Below are 17,917 nucleotides of genomic sequence, written 5' to 3'. Positions count from 1 at the left end.
CCCTCGCGGGAGTCGCCCTGTTCCGCCCCGACCCGCCCGATAAACCGGCACAGAGATTGGTAACAGTCATACAATCCGGTCGAGTGGTTCCATCACCTGCACCATTCACGGGAGACTGACCATTCGACTGTTCTCGATCGATGGTGGGTGTGCACGTGAAGCGCAGGCAACTGCTGCAACTGGCCGCAGCAGGAATGGTGGGCCTCGCGGTCCCGCCCGCGATCACCCGGTCGACGGCGTCCGCACTCCCGCTCGGCGTCCCCTCGATCCGGAACCTCCTGCCCGAACTGTTCGCCGACCCTCCGCGTCCACCGGACCACTCACCCGCCCTCGTCATCGGATCGGGCTTCGGAGCCAGCGCAGCGGCGTTGCGGCTCGCGCAGGCCGGTACGTCGGTCACCGTGCTCGAACGAGGACTCCGCTGGCCGCGCGATCCGTTCCGCGACATCTTCACCGCCGACATGACGGCCGACGGGCGCGGCCTGTGGCATCAGCGCTCGTTCACCAACCTCACCGGCATGCCTGTCGGGCCCGTCGACTGGTTCAACGGCGTCCTCGACACCACGCGATACGAGAACCTGTCGGTGTGGCGTGCAGCCGCGGTGGGCGGCGGCTCCGTCGTCTACACCGGCGTCAGCATCGCCCCGGACAAGCGCTTCTTCGATCTCTCGTTCGGTGGCCGCGTGGACTACGACGAGATGGCGTCGCAGTGGTACCCCAAGGCTCGCTCGGTGCTCCGGCCGTCGACCATGCCCGACGACATCTACGCCTCCCCCGGGTTCGCCCACTCCAGGACGTGGGACGACCACGCCCGCCGCGCCGGTTTCGACCCGCAGCGCGTCGACGGAGGCTGGAACTGGAACGTGCTGCGTGACGAGATGTCGGGTCGGTCCCGGCCGTCCGCCACCGTCGGCTGCAGCACGTTCGGCAACTCCAACGGCGCGAAGCACGACCTGACGCAGAACTACATCCCGCAGGCCGAGTCCACGGGCAACGCCGTGGTGTGTCACAGCCACGAGGTCGTCGCCATCGGTACCGAGAGCGGTGGCCGCTACCGCGTGGAGGTGCGGCGCCTCGATCCCGAGGGCAACGCACTCGAGACGCGCACGCTGACCTGCGACTCGCTGATCCTCGGCGCCGGCTCCATCGGCACCACCGAACTGCTGGTCCGCGCACAGGCCACCGGCGCGCTTCCCGAGCTCAACGAGTTCGTCGGACGCGGATGGGGCACCAACGGCGACGCCTTCATGACCCGCTCGCTCGGCCCCATCGGCGGCGGCCCGCAGGGGGCGCCGTGCGCCTCGCGCATCGTCGACGACACGGGCCTGCCTCTCAGCGTCGAGAACTGGTACGTCCCCGGTGTTCCCACCGAGATGGGGTTCCTCGGATCGCTCGGTATGACCATCGACCCACTGCGGGCCGATTTCCGCTACGACCGTGCAACGGACGGGATGAGCTTGACCTGGCCCAAGGGCGGCAGCCGCGACACCGTCGAGGCACTGCGCGCGGTGCAGAACCGGATGGCACAGGCCGGCCGCACCGTCGTCTCCGCCGAGCCGTTCACTCGCGACGTCGACGACACCTTCACCGCGCACCCCCTCGGCGGTGCGGTCCTGGGCGACGTCACCGATGCGCACGGACGAGTGAAGGGGCACCCCGGCCTGTACGTCATGGACGGAGCTCTCGTTCCCGGCAGCACAGGTGCGGCCAACCCGTCTCTCACCATCACCGCGCTCGCCGAGCGCAACATCGCAGCCGTCATCGCTGCGGGCGGCTAGGCGTACCCGGCCGTCCGCTAGGCCAGGCCGATCTCCGGCCGACCCTCCGGCACCGTCACGGTCGCTGCCGTGCGGACCGGCGCGCCGGGAACCGAGATCGCGTCCAGGACCCGGACTTCGGACCGCCACTCCGTCGGCGTCAGCGTCGCACGCAGGTAACCGCGTCGGGCATTGCCGAACTTGACGTGCGGTGACGCCGCCGCGATGTCCGCACCGGCCGTGTCGACGTCCGCACCGTCCTTGCCCGACGCGATGGAGGTCGACGCGATCTCGACTCCGACCACCGGGGCGGAGTCGTCCTGATAGTCGCGGCGCAGTTCCGACACGATGGTGCGGTGGATGTCGCCCACGATGGACGCGAGGGTGATCCCCCGGTCGCGGGCGCCGTCGAGGATGCGGTGCCGTGACGCCTCGTACCCACTCCACGGGTCCATCCCGACCTTCCGCTCGCCGTCGCTGATGCGGGCCAGGTCGGAGATCACCGTCTGGTGTGCGAGGAACTTCCACGTGGCACCGGACCCGAAACCGTCGAGGATCCACTTCTCCTGTGCCGCTCCGGTGATGGTGCGACTCGGGTCCGCGGTCTCCGCGTTCTGCGCGTGTTCGCCGTCCCCGTTGGCCTGATCGCTGCGGTACTGCCGGGTGTCGAGCACCGAGAAGTCCACCAGGTCACCGAAACTGAAGCGGCGGTACGCCGTCAGATCCGGCCCCGTCGGTCGCTGGGCCATCCGCACGGGAGTGTTCTCCCACCACGCCTTGAACGCATCGGCGCGGCGCAGGAGGAACACCCGCGGATCACCCGCAGGATCGCCGGGAGCGGCGGTGCCGGCATCCTGGCTGATCGCCCCGGCCCAGTTGTTGTCCACCTCGTGATCGTCGAAGGTGGTGATCCACGGCGCCGCTGCGTGCGCCGACGCCAGGTCGGGATCCGACTTGTACAGCGCATACCGATCGCGATAGTCGTTCAGTGCCAGCGTCTCTCGTCCCGCGGACTCGGGCCGTGGCTGCGACGCGCGGGCGCCTGTACCTTCGATCGCGTACTCGTAGATGTAGTCGCCGAGGAAGAACACGACGTCCGGGTCACTCGCCGCGAGATCGGCATAGGCGCCGTAGAACCCGTCCTCCCACTTCTGGCACGACGCCCACGCGAACGACAGTGACGCAAGGGGTGATCCCGGTGCGGGCGCCGTCCTCGTCCGTCCGACGGTGCTCACGTGCGGACCGACCATGAAGCGGTAGAAGTACTCTCGCGCCGGAGCCAGACCCCGCACGTCCACGTGCACCGACCAGCCGTCCGCATCGGATGCCAGTTCGATGCCCTGGCTCACCGTCCGCCCGAACCGTTCGTCCTCGGCGATCTCCCACCGCACCGGCACCACACCCGGCCGCATACCGCCGACCGGAGCGAGTGGGTCGACCGCGAGACGAGTCCACAGCACCACCGATTCCGGCAGCGGATCGCCCGACGCGACGCCGAGGCGGAACGGGTAGTCGGCCGGGGTGCCGCGTTGCGGCTGCGCGTGCGCCGTCGCGCTCGACAGTTCCGGTGTCATCGCGAGCGCACCGACCAGTGCGGTCCACGTGAGGAACGAACGACGCGTGGTGCCGGCACGCAGAGAACGATCGGCACCGATGACGAGATCACGACGGCTCATGGACCGAACGGTGCCCCTCGAAAGGAAACTCCGTGTGGATCGGAGACGACGCGCGCGAGGACTCGCGCTGAAGCCACCCGAATCGGGTACGCAGTCGACATGGACGACAAGCGAGAGATGGGCAGACGCGACGTCGAGAAGCGGTGGCGCGATCCGCGCGCGATCCGGCACGCGGCCACGTACGACGGGGCAGTGATCGGCATCGCTGCCGTCGCGGTGGCCGTGTTCCTCGCAGCGGGCGCGTCCAGCGTCGCGATCGCTGCGCTCGTACCCGGTGTCTGTCTGCTCGGTGGGATCGGCGCACTGTGGATCGGCTACCGCTCCTACCGCCACGGCGGGACGTGGCCCGTCTGGCAGGGCGCCGCCTGGCTGCTGTTCGCGCTGATGCTGGTGAGCTTGTCCCTCCCGACCCTCGCTCTGCGCTGAGCCGGGAGGGACCGGATCACGCCTGCACGACGGTGATGACGTTGCCGTCGGGATCCTTCAGCATGAACATCGGCGGCACGTTCGGATCGTCGTCGCCGCCGCCGAGCGGTTCCATCTCGAACCCGTCGAAGGCACTCAGGCGAGCGTGCTCCGCGCGGACGTCCGACGTCTCCACCCCGATGGACGAGCCGCCCGGCGTGTCGTACATCGGCGGGTTCAGCGCGAGGCGCGCCGTGGACCCCGGCGGCGCCACCTCGAGCCAGCGGTACTCCTCGTTCGGCCCGAAGCGGGTGTCACCGCGCACCTCGAACCCGAGCACGCGGGTGTAGAAGTCGAGGGCCTTGTCCTGATCGGCAACGGTGAACATGGCCACGCCGATGTTCGTGATGGTGCTGGGAGTCTCGGTCATACAGGTGCCGACTCCGCGGTGGCCCGGAACTCATCGCGGCTGCTGCACCGGGACCGCCGCGCGCTGCGCCCGGCCGTCAGCGCACTCTGCAACCTGCGCACACCACCGTGCGCAGCGCGCGGCGCAACCCAGCCGAGCGGCTCGAACTGGCTCGGAAACGACACGAGCCCCACCCCGCCGAAGCGGGATGGGGCTCGTGCGTTGCTCGTCTCTAGCGGTAGTCGCCGGAGAAACCGTAGTCGTCGAGCGGCACTGCAGCACCGGTGTTCTGGCCGAAGCCGTCCGCGCTGTAGTACTGATCGTCGTACGACGGCACCGCGTAGGCCGCGGCACGTGCTTCCTCGGTGGGCTGAACCGTGATGTTCCGGTACCGGTTGATGCCGGTGCCGGCGGGGATCAGCTTTCCGATGATCACGTTCTCCTTGAGACCGATGAGCTTGTCCGAGCGGCAGTTGATCGCCGCGTCGGTCAGCACTCGGGTGGTCTCCTGGAACGACGCCGCGGACAGCCACGAGTCGGTCGCCAGCGATGCCTTGGTGATACCCATCAGCACCGGACGTCCGGCCGCGGGCTCGCCACCCTCGGACACGACGCGACGGTTGCTCGACTCGAACTCACTGCGCTCGGTCAGCGATCCGGGCAGGAACTCCGTGGAGCCCGAATCGATGATGGTCACGCGGCGGAGCATCTGACGAACGATCGTCTCGATGTGCTTGTCGTGGATGGACACACCCTGGCTGCGGTACACCTCCTGGACCTCGTTGACGAGGTGGATCTGCACCTGGCGCGGGCCCATGACTCGCAGGACCTCGTGGGGATCGGCAGCACCTTCCATGAGCTGCTGACCGACCTCGACGTGGTCACCGTCCGACAACAGACGCTCCGTGCCGTCGTCGTGCTTGAAGACACGCAGACGCTGACGCTTGGAGAGCTTGTCGTAGACGACCTCTTCGCCGCCGTCGTCCGGGACGATGGTGATCTTGTAGAAACGGTCACCGTCCTCGAGCTGGATGCGACCCGAGACGTCCGCGATGGGCGCCTTGCCCTTGGGCACACGAGCCTCGAAGAGCTCCTGCACTCGGGGCAGACCACCGGTGATGTCGTCGCCGGCCACACCACCCTGGTGGAAGGTACGCATCGTGAGCTGCGTGCCGGGCTCACCGATCGACTGTGCCGCGACGATACCGACGGCCTCGCCGATGTCGACGAGCTTGCCGGTGGCCATGGAACGGCCGTAGCAGGTGGCGCAGACGCCGGTCCCGGTGGTGCAGGTGAGCACCGAACGGACCTTGACCGACGTGATGCCCGCTGCGAGCAGCGCGTCGATGGCCGGGTCGCCCAGGTCGTGTCCACGCTCGACGATGACGTTGCCGTCGGCGTCGACCGCGTCGGCGGCCAGGGTGCGGGCGTACGTCGAGGTCTCGACGTGCGCGTCGCGGATCATCGAGCCGTCGGCCAGCTTCTCCGCGATCACCGTGGTGATGCCGCGCTCGGTGCCACAGTCGGTCTCCCGAACGATGACGTCCTGCGAGACGTCGACCAGACGACGCGTCAGGTAGCCCGAGTCGGCGGTACGAAGCGCCGTGTCGGCCAGACCCTTACGAGCACCGTGCGTGTTGATGAAGTACTCCAGGACCGTCAGGCCCTCCTTGAAGGAGGACTTGATCGGGCGCGGGATGAACTCACCCTTCGGGTTGGTCACCAGACCCTTCATGCCGGCGAGCGACCGCACCTGCGTCATGTTTCCGGCTGCGCCGGACTTCACGATCATCGGGATCGGGTTCTCGTCGGGGAAGTGGGCCTCCATGGCCTTACCGACCTGCTCGGTGGCTTCCTGCCAGATCTTGACCAGGGCCGAGTTGCGCTCGGTCCGGTCGAGAGCGCCACGCTGGTACTGCTTCTCCAGGCGGTCGGCCTGAGCCTCGAACTCCTCGAGGATCTGCGGCTTCTCCGGCGGCACGAGGACGTCGGAGATGGAGATCGTGACACCCGAACGCGTGGCCCAGTAGAAGCCGGCGTCCTTGAGCTTGTCGACGGTCTGCGCGACCACGATCATCGGGTACCGCTCGGCGAGATCGTTGATGATCGTCGCCTGGCGCTTCTTCGGCATCTGCTCGTTGACGAACGGGTAGTTCGTCGGGAGCAGCTCGTTGAAGAGCACGCGGCCCAGCGTCGTCTCGGCGGTCCAGGCATCGCCCGGGGTCCAGCCGTCGGGGAACAGCTCCGCCTCGATCTCGCGCGACGGACGCTGCTGCGTCAGACGCACCTTGATCTGCGACTGCACGGTCAGGACGCCGCGATCGACGGCCATCTGTGCCTCGGCCGGGCTGGCGTAGATGCCCAGCTCCGCCGAGTCGGACGTCGAGGCCTGGAACTCGCCCAGAGCCTTGTCGTCGAGACGCGTCAGGTGGAACAGACCCGTCACCATGTCCAGACGCGGCATGGCGAGCGGTCGGCCCGATGCCGGCGACAGGATGTTGTTCGACGACAGCATGAGGATGCGCGCCTCGGCCTGCGCCTCGGCGGACAGCGGCAGGTGGACTGCCATCTGGTCACCGTCGAAGTCGGCGTTGAACGCCTCGCACACGAGGGGGTGCAGCTGGATGGCCTTGCCCTCGACCAGCTGCGGCTCGAATGCCTGGATGCCCAGACGGTGCAGCGTCGGTGCGCGGTTCAGCAGCACGGGGTGCTCGGCGATGACCTCTTCGAGGACGTCCCACACCTGTGCGCGCTGACGCTCGACCATGCGCTTGGCCGACTTGATGTTCTGCGCGTGGTTGAGATCCACCAGACGCTTCATCACGAACGGCTTGAACAGCTCGAGTGCCATGAGCTTCGGCAGACCGCACTGGTGCAGCTTGAGCTGCGGTCCGACGACGATGACCGAACGGCCCGAGTAGTCGACGCGCTTGCCGAGCAGGTTCTGACGGAAACGACCCTGCTTGCCCTTGAGCAGATCGGACAGCGACTTGAGCGGGCGGTTGCCCGGTCCGGTGACCGGACGGCCACGACGACCGTTGTCGAACAGGGCGTCGACCGACTCCTGCAGCATCCGCTTCTCGTTGTTGACGATGATCTCGGGAGCACCGAGGTCGATCAGTCGCTTGAGGCGGTTGTTGCGGTTGATGACGCGGCGGTACAGATCGTTGAGGTCGGACGTCGCGAAACGTCCACCGTCGAGCTGCACCATCGGACGCAGCTCCGGCGGGATCACCGGCACGGCGTCGAGCACCATGCCCATGGGCGAGTTGCCCGTGGACTGGAACGCGGCGACGACCTTGAGACGCTTCAGCGCACGGAGCTTCTTCTGGCCCTTGCCACTGCGGATGGTCTCGCGCAGGCTCTCGGCCTCGGCCTCGATGTCGAAGGTCTCCATGAGCTTCTGGATGGACTCCGCGCCCATCGCACCCGTGAAGTACTCGCCGTAGCGGTCGATCAGCTCGCGGTAGATGAGCTCGTCGACGATGAGCTGCTTCTTGGCCAGCTTGGTGAAGGTGGTCCAGATCTCCTCGAGACGATCCAGCTCACGCTGCGCGCGGTCACGGAGCTGACGCATCTCGCGCTCGCCACCGTCCTTGACCTTGCGACGGACGTCGGACTTGGCGCCCTCCGCCTCGAGCTCGGCGATGTCGGCCTCGAGCTTCTGCGCACGGGCCTCGAGGTCGGCGTCACGCTGATCGGCGACAGCCTTCTTCTCGACCTCCATCTCGGCCTCGAGAGTGGAGAGCTCGTTGTGGCGCAGCTCGTCGTCGACCGAAGTGATGACGTAGGCGGCGAAGTAGATGATCTTCTCGAGATCCTTCGGCGCCAGGTCCAGCAGGTAGCCCAGGCGCGACGGAACACCCTTGAAGTACCAGATGTGCGTGACCGGTGCGGCCAGCTCGATGTGTCCCATGCGCTCACGACGCACCTTGGCGCGAGTCACCTCGACGCCACAGCGCTCACAGATGATGCCCTTGAAGCGCACGCGCTTGTACTTGCCGCAGTAGCACTCCCAGTCGCGAGTAGGTCCGAAGATCTTCTCGCAGAACAGGCCGTCCTTCTCGGGCTTGAGCGTGCGGTAGTTGATGGTCTCCGGCTTCTTGACCTCGCCGTAGGACCAATTGCGGATGTCGTCCGCGGTCGCGAGACCGATGCGGAGTTCATCGAAGAAGTTGACGTCCAGCACGTCGTACTTCCTTTCCCCTTCTCAGGGATAGTTTTCTGCTGCTACGAGTGATCGGGGGTGGGCCGGCGCGAGTCCCCTCGCGCCGGCCTGTCACCGATTACTGCGCGAGATCGTCGACGGTCGCGGACTCGTTGCGGGAGAGATTGATTCCCAGGTTGGCCGCGGCACGCTCGAGATCCTCGTCGTCGCCGTCCGCCATCGTGATGGCCGCGCCGTCCGAGGACAGCACCTCCACGTTGAGGCACAGCGACTGGAGCTCCTTGAGGAGCACCTTGAAGGACTCGGGGATACCGGGCTCCGGGATGTTCTCGCCCTTGACGATGGCCTCGTAGACCTTCACGCGGCCGACCACGTCGTCGGACTTGATGGTGAGGAGCTCCTGCAGCGTGTACGCAGCGCCGTAGGCCTGCATGGCCCAGCACTCCATCTCGCCGAAGCGCTGTCCACCGAACTGCGCCTTACCACCGAGGGGCTGCTGCGTGATCATCGAGTACGGACCGGTCGAACGAGCGTGGATCTTGTCGTCGACGAGGTGGTGCAGCTTGATGATGTACATGTAGCCCACGGAGACCGGGTACGGGAACGGCTCGCCGGAACGGCCGTCGAACAGGGTGGCCTTTCCGTCCGCGCCGACCATGCGCTCGCCGTCGCGGTTCGGGATCGTGCTCGCCAGCAGGCCGGTGAGCTCGTCCTCCTTCGCACCGTCGAACACCGGGGTGGCGATGTTGGTGTCCGCCTCGGCGGCCAGCATCTCCTCGGGCAGCGTCGCGGCCCAGTCGGGTCGGACTCCGTCCGCGGCCACCTGAATGTTCCATCCGGTCTTGCCGATCCAGCCGAGGTGAGTCTCGAGGATCTGACCGATGTTCATACGACGTGGGACGCCGTGCGTGTTCAGGATGATGTCGACAGGGGTGCCGTCGGACAGGAACGGCATGTCCTCCTGGGGGAGAATCTTGCCGATGACGCCCTTGTTGCCGTGGCGGCCGGCGAGCTTGTCGCCGTCCTGGATCTTGCGCTTCTGGGCCACGTAGACGCGGACCAGCTCGTTCACGCCGGGAGGCAGATCGTCGTCGTCCTCGCGCGAGAACACGCGAATGCCGATGACCTTTCCGTTCTCGCCGTGCGGAACCTTCAGAGACGTGTCGCGGACCTCGCGGGCCTTCTCGCCGAAGATGGCGCGCAGCAGGCGCTCCTCCGGGGTCAGCTCGGTCTCGCCCTTCGGCGTGACCTTTCCGACCAGGACGTCGCCGTCACGAACCTCGGCACCGATACGGATGATGCCGCGCTCGTCGAGATCGGCGAGGACCTCGTCCGAGACGTTCGGGATGTCACGAGTGATCTCCTCGGCACCGAGCTTGGTGTCGCGGGCATCGATCTCGTGCTCCTCGATGTGGATCGAGGTCAGGACGTCCTCTTCCACGAGGCGCTGCGACAGGATGATCGCGTCCTCGTAGTTGTGGCCCTCCCACGGCATGATCGCGACGAGCAGGTTCTTGCCCAGCGCCATCTCACCGTTCTCGGTGCAGGGACCGTCGGCCAGGACCTGGCCGGCCTCGACCCGTGCGCCCTCGTCCACGATCGGACGCTGGTTGGCACAGGTGCCCTGGTTCGAGCGCGCGAACTTGCGCATCCGGTAGGTGTTGCGAGTGCCGTCGTCCGCCATCACGGTGACGTAGTCGGCGGACACCTCCTCGATGACACCGGACTTCTCGTTGACGATGACGTCGCCGGCATCGACAGCGGCACGCAGCTCCATGCCGGTTCCGACGAGCGGAGCCTCGCTGCGCACCAGCGGCACGGCCTGACGCTGCATGTTCGCGCCCATCAGTGCGCGGTTGGCGTCGTCGTGCTCGAGGAACGGGATCATCGCCGTGGCGACCGAGACCATCTGCCGAGGCGAGACGTCCATGTAGTCGACGTCCATCGACGAGACGAACTCGACCTCTCCACCCTTACGGCGGACAAGGATCTTCTCGTCGACGAAACGACCCGAGGTGTCGATCGACGAGTTGGCCTGCGCCACGACGTGGCGGTCCTCCTCGTCGGCGGTCAGGTAGTCGACGTCGTCGGTGACCTGTCCCTCGACGACCTTGCGGTACGGCGTCTCGATGAAACCGAACGGGTTCACACGGGCGTACACCGAGAGCGATCCGATCAGGCCGATGTTCGGGCCTTCCGGGGTCTCGATGGGGCACATGCGGCCGTAGTGCGACGGGTGGACGTCGCGGACCTCGAGGCCGGCGCGCTCACGCGACAGACCGCCGGGGCCCAGCGCCGACAGGCGGCGCTTGTGCGTCAGACCCGACAGCGGGTTGTTCTGGTCCATGAACTGCGACAGCTGCGAGGTTCCGAAGAACTCCTTGATGGCAGCGACCACGGGACGGATGTTGATCAGGGTCTGCGGCGTGATGGCCTCGACGTCCTGGGTGGTCATCCGCTCGCGGACCACACGCTCCATGCGGGACAGGCCCACGCGGATCTGGTTCTGGATCAGCTCGCCGACCGTGCGGAGACGACGGTTGCCGAAGTGGTCGATGTCGTCGACCTCCACGGGAACCTCGACGCCGTCGGGTGCCGTCATCGACTTCTCGCCCGCGTGCAGACGCACGAGGTACTCGATGGTGGCGACGATGTCCTCTTCGGTCAGCGTCGACGCCTCGATGGGCAGACCCGAGTTCAGGCCCAGCTTCTTGTTGATCTTGTAGCGACCCACGCGTGCGAGGTCGTAGCGCTTCTCCTTGAAGAACAGGTTCTCCAGCAGGGTCTGCGCGCTCTCCTTCGTGGGCGGCTCGCCCGGGCGGAGCTTGCGGTAGATGTCGAGCAGCGCCTCGTCGGTGCCGGCCGTGTTGTCCTTCTCCAGCGTGGCCATGAGGATCTCCGAGAAGCCGAAGCGCTCGGTGATCTGCTCGGTGGTCCAGCCGAGTGCCTTGAGGAGCACGGTGACGGGCTGACGACGCTTGCGGTCGATGCGGACACCGACGGTGTCGCGCTTGTCGACGTCGAACTCGAGCCAGGCGCCGCGGCCGGGGATGACCTTGACGCTGTGCAGATCCTTCTCGGTGGTCTTGTCGACGGCGTGGTCGAAGTAGACACCCGGGGAACGCACGAGCTGCGAGACGACGACGCGCTCGGTGCCGTTGATGATGAACGTGCCCTTGTCGGTCATCATCGGGAAGTCACCCATGAAGACCGTCTGGCTCTTGATCTCACCGGTGTTGTTGTTGATGAACTCCGCGGTGACGAACAACGGCGCCGCGTAGGTCATGTCCTTGTCCTTGCACTCGTCGATCGAGGCCTTGACCTCGTCGAAGCGCGGATCGGAGAAGGAGAGGGACATCGAGCCGGAGAAGTCCTCGATCGGAGAGAGCTCCGTCAGGATGTCCTCGAGACCGCCGCTGCGAGAGCTGTCGCCACGTGCTTCCGCACGTGCGCGCCACTCCGGCGTGCCGACGAGCCACTCGAACGAATCGGTCTGAAGATCGAGCAACCCCGGTACTTCGAGGGGTTCGCGAATCTTCGCGAACGACACCCTCTTCGGGGCTCCGGGAGTTCCGGCGTTTTCCTTGGACTGGGTGGAGACTGCCAAGATGCGTCCTTCCAGCACCTCACGCGGGCCGCTTCGTGCACTGCGCGACCGTCGCTAATCTGCTTCTTTGTGTGGGAACTTCGCTGGTCACTACCCGTACGAAGTCCTCGCTCAGCAGAGATCGACACACGTGTCGATTCAGGCAAAGTCTGGAAGTGGACAGGAGGCACCCAGCGCAACGTCCAAAAGTACCCCAATGCGGCGGATATGGCAACCGCGTCCGCGCAGGGAGCGCGCTCGGCCCGGAGACTGCACGGGCCGTGATCCACGAACTGCCGTACGCCCCTGCCGGTCGATCCCGGCGCCCGGTGCCTCCATTTGCTCCGGCGTCGTTCTCGATCATGGCAGCGGGGTCGCACCCGCGTTCGATGAATCCGGTAATCAGAGTGGACTCCCGAAGCCCTCGCGTCAAGAGCGAGAGCGGCGTTTCGTCCCCCGAATCCGCTCGACGCGGGCGATCAGCGGTTGTCGATGGTCGCGAGCAGCCACTTTCCGTCGACACGTTCCATGGTCACCGAGACCGGCGTCTGCACCGTTCCCTGGTCGACCGTGTCCTGCGTCGCGGCGATGTCCATGCTGGCCAGCAGCTCGGCCCGGTCACCGTCGAGCAGTGACACCCCGATGTCGGTGACCGTGGCCGTCGTGGTGGTCTGCGTCTGGATGACGCCCTGCTTGGTCTGCTCCGCGGTGGAGTCGTACTCCCCGCGTCGCTCGTCGTTCAGCACCGCGCGAGCGGCCGCCTGATCCTGGTCGATGGTGTCGAACTTGTAGCTGAACACCGTCTGCAGGGCGTCGCGCCCGGCCGACGTGACCTCGAGTGTGGCCGGAGTGTCGACCCATGCCTGGTTGCTCACCTCGGACGTACCGGGGCGCACCACGGCGAGGAGCGCGATCACGGCGAACACCACGGCGAGTGCGGCGAGCAGCATCGTGCGGGGAGTCCACCAGGCCGTGCGGCCGGCGGGGGCGCCGTCGTCCGCCTCGGTCGTCTCGTCCACGACCGAGTCCGTGGCAACGCTGTCGACCGCGGCGGTGTCGGCCGACGACTTCGACAGGTCGACGGTCGAGGCCGCGCCGGTGGACGTGCTCGTGGTCTCGTCCTCGATCGCGTCGCCGCCCGCGGGGGGCGCCGTGGAGCGTCCGGCGACCTTGGGTCGACGAACGCTGCCGGCGGGGACACGAGGAGCGCCTGTGGGGGGTCTACGGCGTGCGGGGGGCATAGAGAGAACTCCTGGCTGGTGCGAGGCGAGCGGGACGGACGGCGTCGTGACAACGAGGTGTCACTGACCGCCGTCGGTCGGTGCGGGAGCGGGATCGACGGGCGCGGCGGGGTCGACCGGGGCTGAGGGGTCGACCGGAGCTGCGGGATCGGTGGCGGCGGGATCGGTGGGTGCAGCGGGATCGCCCGTCGCAGCGGGTGCGCCCGGGACCTCGAGGGGGATGCGCTGCCCGATGGGCTGGATACGCGTGGCCTTCCACGTGCCGTCCACGTCCTGCAGTTCGAGACGCAGGGTGCTCTGGTACCGCTCGTTGCCGTCCGGCTTGGTGGTGTCGGTGGTGAGGACCACGAGCGACTGCGCGGTGCCGTCGTCGGAACTGAACCCGACGAGCGACGCGTGCTGCACCGCCGCGGTGGTGACCACACCGGTCTCCGCGAACTGCTGGCGGAACTGATCCTTGGTGTCGTTCAGACCGTTGGTGAGTTCGTCACCGGTGATGGAGGACTCGATGTCGGCGAACGTCTTGTCCAGATCGTTCGAGTCGACGGAGTTCAGGTTGATCGCCGCCTGCCGGGCGCCGGCGAGGGCGTCGTCCCGCAGGGAGGCGTCCGAGGACTCCTGGTACGCGAGGAACCAGAAGATGCTCAGCACGACGGCCGCGATCAACGTGATCGCGGCGGCCGCGGCAGTCACCGCCGTGGCGACCGGAGACGTGCGCGGCGCCGGTGCGGGCGTGGACTCGGACGTGCCGTCACCGGTGTCGGTGCCGTCGAGGTCCGGGTCGGAAGGAGAGGTGGTTGGCGTCACAGCAGACACCCTACTTGAGGGTAACTTCTCGCTGCCATCACCGCGCACCTCTCCTCACCCGACTCGACGGTCAGGGGCGGACCGTCACACCGAGCAGTGCGGCCAGCTGCGTCGCGATCGGGTTCAGATCCAGGGGGTCCGGCGCGACCTTGGGCTTGTCGTCCCACGGCTGCACCGTCTGCGGATCGGCGAAGCGCACGCTGTTGGCGCCGCGCACACCCGTCAGGGATCCCTGCGGCACAGTGCAGTTCGCGTCGAGGTTCAACGGGAAGTCTTGCTGCGTCGGATCGAAGTCGGGATTCTTGGCGTACTCCGCGTCGAGGATCGCCTGCGTGCCCTCGTAACCCTGGGTGCACGACGGCGGGTTGTTCACCTCGAGCGCGATGCCGAAGTGAATGGTGCCGTCACCCGGACTCGCCGAGTTCGCTCCCTGCGCCAGGGCCGGGAGGAATTGGAGCAGCGGACGCAGTGCGAACGTGCGCGGGCTCAGTGCACTGGTCACACCCGCGAGGTTCGTCAGGTTGGTCGTCAGACCCGGGCCGGCCTGGTCGACGAGCGCGCCGACCTGGTCGCTGGCGGGAAGCCCGTTGTCGATCAGTCGTCGGATGTCCGGATCGCTCGACCGCAACTGCGCGGTGACCAGATCCAGATCCGAGCTGAACTGCTGAATGGACGACGACTGCTCCGACTGGGTGTCCAGCACGACGCGGCTGTCGCGGATCAGCGTGAGGGTCTGCGGCAGGTTGGCGAGACCGTCCTCGGAGAAGCTGTCGAGCGAGGTGACGAGCTGCTGCAGTGAGTCACCCGTGCCGGCGAAGCCGGTACCGAGCTCGGTCACCACGGTGTGCAGATCGTCGACCGGCACGGAGTCCGCGAGCGTCTTGACGTTCTTGAGCAGGCTCTCCACCGGCGTCGGGATGGACGTGTCGTCCTGCAGGATGACGTCGCCGTCCTGCAGGAACGGGCCCTGATCGGTGCGCGGCTGCAGATCGACGTACTGCTCACCGATGGCGGAGCGGTTGGCCACCACGGCGATGGTGTCGGCCGGGACGTCGGGAGCGCTCTTCTCGAGCTTCAGTTCGACGTCGACGCCCTGCTCGGTCAGCTTCAGCTCACCGACGCGCCCCACGGGAATGCCGCGGTACGTCACCTCGGCGTTGCTGAAGATGCCGCCGGAATCAGCGAACTGACCGGTGACCGTGTACTGGCCGAAACCGAACAGCTGGTCGACGCGCACGTACTTGGCACCGACGTACACCAGGCCGAGCACGGCGATGACGACGAAGAGGATCAGCTGTGTGCTGACCAGCTTGGATCTCACTGTCCACCTTCGTTCTGAGGAACGATCCCGAACTGCTGCAGGATGCCGTCCAACGGGTTCGCCGACGGTGCGGCGGCGGGTACACCCGGCGCCGGGGTCGGCGACGGGATGATGGGCGGCAGAGGCAGCAGCGAGATGGTCGGGAAGGAGTTACGCGGGCCGTTGCCGTTGTAGTACGGGTTCGACGGATCGACCCGAGGCTTGGGATCGCCGTTGCGGGGCGCGCTGTAGATCGGGTTGCCCTGGCCGACGCCCAGCGCGGTGAGCTGATTCCCGATCTGCAGATCGACGCTGAGGAACAGGTTCACCGCGTTGCCCTGGGTGATCTTCTCGACACCGTCGGGGAACGGGAACGTGGGCACGAACGCGAGGTCCGTGATCAGCTCGTCGCCGTAGGTCGAGAGCTCCTGCAGGGTCGGGCGCAGTGCGCGCAGGTCGGCGATCAGATCGTCCTTCGACCGCTCGATGACGTCGGTTCCCACCTGCCCCAGGCGATCGAGCTGACCGAGAAGCTGTGTCAGCTGCGGACGCTGCTGTTCGAGCACCTCGGTGGCGACCGGCAGATCGACGAGGATCCGGTCGATCTTCTCGGTCTGCTGGTTGAGCGTGCCGGTGAGGACGTCGAGACCGTCGATGGCTCGCGTGATGTCGGCCTTCTGATCCTCGAGGCCGCCGATGAGCGAGTTGGCCTCCTCGAGCAGGTTCCGCACCCGGTCCTCGCGGCCGCCGAGCGCGGTGTTCAGCTCCTTGACGATCGGAGCGAGCTGCGCGACGCCGCCGCCGTTGAGCAACATCGACAGCGCGCCGAGCACCTGCTCGATGTCGGTGGCGTGGCGGGTCCGCTCGACGGGGATGGTGTCGCCCGAGGCGAGGCGCGCGGACGCCGCGTCGTCGGCCGGAACGCTGAGCTGGACGAACTTCTCGCCGAGCAGGTTGGTCTGCTGGACGGACGCCATGGCGTTGGCCGGCAGGTCCACGGACGAGTCGACCTCGACCTCGACGTCGGCGATCCACGAGTCGTTCGGCACGGAGACCGAGGTGACCCGACCGACCTGGACACCGTCGACCTTGACGGTCGACTGCGGAACCAGGTCCAGCACGTCGTCGAACTGCAACGTCAACCGGATCGGATCCGACCCGACGTCGGCACCGCCGGGCAGCGGGATCCCGTAGATACCGCTGGATCCGCAGGCACTGAGCGTCACGGCGACGACGCAGGCACCGGAGGCGGCCATCAGGCCACGCGAGCGCACTCTCATCGTCACTCCCCTTCCGCAGGAATGTTCAGGCCCGGAAGCTGCAGGTCGTCGACCCGCGGCGATTCGACACCGGGCACGGTGCCGGGCTCGACGTTGCGCTGGATGTTGTCCGCGCTGAGCAACCCGAACGGCAGGACCAGCGTCGGCGTCTTCACACCGGCGACGGCCTGGTCGATGATCGCGCCGCAGTTGTCGACGATCGGCTGCATCTGACGGCCGAGCGCCTCGAACTGCGGATCGCCCGGGCGCAGTTTCTGCAGATCGATGAGACTGCAGAAGAACGTCTTCGGATCCTGGAACTCCTGGAAGATCAGGCGCGCGTCCAAGGATCCGGACTCGGCGTTGTAGGAGTTCGCGACGTTCGCGACGGCCAGCGGCAGCAGCGTCAACGTGTCCGCCAGGTTCTGGCGGTTGTCGGCGAGCAACTGCGTGGTCGGAGCGAGGTCGTCGAGATCGTTGGACAGCTGGTCCCGGTTGTCCCGCACGAAGGTGGCGACGTCACCGAGCGTGACCGAGAGCTGGTTCAGCGCGAGGCCGAGGTTCTCCCGCTCCCCCGCCAGGAAGCTCGTCAGCGAGGACAGCTGATTGTTGAAGGCACGCACCTGCTGGTCGTTCGCCGACAGTGCACTGACGAACGTCTGCAGATTCTGGATCGTGCCGAACAGATCGCCGCGGTACGAGTCGAGCGTCTCGACTGCACCGGAGAGCTGGGTCAGCGAATCGTTCAGCGCCTCACCGTTTCCGGCCAGGTTCTGCGCGCCGGTGGTCACGAGGTCGGAGACGGCGCCGTTCTGGTTGGCGCCGTTCGGTCCGAGCGCGGCCGACAGCTCGTCGATGCTCTTGTACAGCTCGTCGACCTCGACGGGAGTGGCCGTGCGCTCGCGTGGGATCACGGCACCGGACTCCATCTTCTCGCCGCCGGTGTACGCCGGCGCGAGCTGGACGTAGCGGTCGGCGACGACGGACGGCGCGAGCTGGACGGCGCGGGCATCGGCGGGGATGTCGACGCCGCGGTCGACGCGCATGTCGACCTGCACCTGATCGCCCAGGCCCTCGACCTTGGTGACGGTGCCGACCTTGACGCCGAGGACGCGAACCTCGGTGCCCTCGTACACGCCGACCGTCTTGTCGAAGTACGACGTGATGGTGGTGGTGCCGAGGCGGGTGAAGGCCCACCACAGCGCGAACACGACCAGCACCACGACAGCGACGACGGCAGCGATGATTCCCAGGTTGCGCTTGCTGAAGAAGCCGCCGTTCGACGGGGCTTCCTGGTCGGTGGATGCGG

11 protein-coding genes are annotated in these 17,917 nt (G+C 67.1%); 2 read left to right on the top strand and 9 right to left on the bottom strand.

From position 1 onward, the window contains the following. Nucleotides 1–194: 194 nt before the first annotated feature. Nucleotides 195–1,778, top strand: coding sequence for a GMC oxidoreductase (locus HQ312_RS16225; protein WP_222639550.1), 1,584 nt, complete (start codon nucleotides 195–197; stop codon nucleotides 1,776–1,778). A gap of 17 nt (nucleotides 1,779–1,795) precedes the next feature. Here the strand turns inward: HQ312_RS16225 and HQ312_RS16220 are convergent, their stop codons facing one another. Further along, nucleotides 1,796–3,433, bottom strand: a complete 1,638-nt coding sequence (locus HQ312_RS16220; RefSeq protein WP_222639276.1) for an alkaline phosphatase — start codon at nucleotides 3,431–3,433, stop codon at nucleotides 1,796–1,798. 99 nt (nucleotides 3,434–3,532) lie between these two features. Between HQ312_RS16220 and HQ312_RS16215 the strand changes: the two genes are divergently transcribed. After that, nucleotides 3,533–3,859 (top strand): hypothetical protein, encoded by a 327-nt coding sequence (locus HQ312_RS16215; RefSeq protein ID WP_027504577.1) that lies wholly within the window; start codon nucleotides 3,533–3,535, stop codon nucleotides 3,857–3,859. 16 nt (nucleotides 3,860–3,875) lie between these two features. Here HQ312_RS16215 and HQ312_RS16210 read toward each other — a convergent pair whose 3' ends face one another. The 8 genes from HQ312_RS16210 to HQ312_RS16175 form a co-directional block, all read right to left on the bottom strand. Then, nucleotides 3,876–4,268, bottom strand: coding sequence for a VOC family protein (locus HQ312_RS16210; protein ID WP_222639274.1), 393 nt, complete (start codon nucleotides 4,266–4,268; stop codon nucleotides 3,876–3,878). Between the two features lie 211 nt (nucleotides 4,269–4,479). Further along, nucleotides 4,480–8,436, bottom strand: coding sequence for a DNA-directed RNA polymerase subunit beta' (locus tag HQ312_RS16205; RefSeq protein WP_027504575.1), 3,957 nt, complete (start codon nucleotides 8,434–8,436; stop codon nucleotides 4,480–4,482). A 97-nt stretch (nucleotides 8,437–8,533) separates the two neighbouring features. After that, complete coding sequence (locus tag HQ312_RS16200) at nucleotides 8,534–12,040, bottom strand: DNA-directed RNA polymerase subunit beta (RefSeq protein ID WP_027504574.1); 3,507 nt, start codon at nucleotides 12,038–12,040, stop codon at nucleotides 8,534–8,536. A 440-nt stretch (nucleotides 12,041–12,480) separates the two neighbouring features. Beyond that, on the bottom strand, nucleotides 12,481–13,242 hold the full coding sequence (locus HQ312_RS16195; protein ID WP_222639272.1) for a hypothetical protein: 762 nt from the start codon (nucleotides 13,240–13,242) through the stop codon (nucleotides 12,481–12,483). A 60-nt stretch (nucleotides 13,243–13,302) separates the two neighbouring features. Then, nucleotides 13,303–14,049 carry a hypothetical protein gene (locus HQ312_RS16190; protein ID WP_222639270.1) on the bottom strand — a complete coding sequence of 249 codons (747 nt, stop codon included), beginning with the start codon at nucleotides 14,047–14,049 and terminating at the stop codon, nucleotides 13,303–13,305. 70 nt (nucleotides 14,050–14,119) lie between these two features. Continuing rightward, nucleotides 14,120–15,370, bottom strand: coding sequence for an MCE family protein (locus HQ312_RS16185; RefSeq protein ID WP_027504573.1), 1,251 nt, complete (start codon nucleotides 15,368–15,370; stop codon nucleotides 14,120–14,122). Continuing rightward, a complete protein-coding gene (locus HQ312_RS16180) occupies nucleotides 15,367–16,629 on the bottom strand; it encodes an MCE family protein (RefSeq protein WP_027504572.1) in 1,263 nt (420 codons plus the stop codon). Before HQ312_RS16180 ends, HQ312_RS16185 begins: the two co-directional genes overlap by 4 nt. A 2-nt stretch (nucleotides 16,630–16,631) precedes the next feature. Further along, on the bottom strand, nucleotides 16,632–17,861 hold the full coding sequence (locus HQ312_RS16175) for an MCE family protein (protein WP_027504571.1): 1,230 nt from the start codon (nucleotides 17,859–17,861) through the stop codon (nucleotides 16,632–16,634). Between the last annotated feature and the right edge of the window lie 56 nt (nucleotides 17,862–17,917).

This window comes from Rhodococcus sp. BP-316, assembly GCF_019836105.1.
Taxonomy (GTDB): Bacteria; Actinomycetota; Actinomycetes; order Mycobacteriales; family Mycobacteriaceae; genus Rhodococcoides.
Note: the sequence above shows the minus strand (reverse complement) of the source record. Positions and strands in the feature narration are given on the sequence as shown.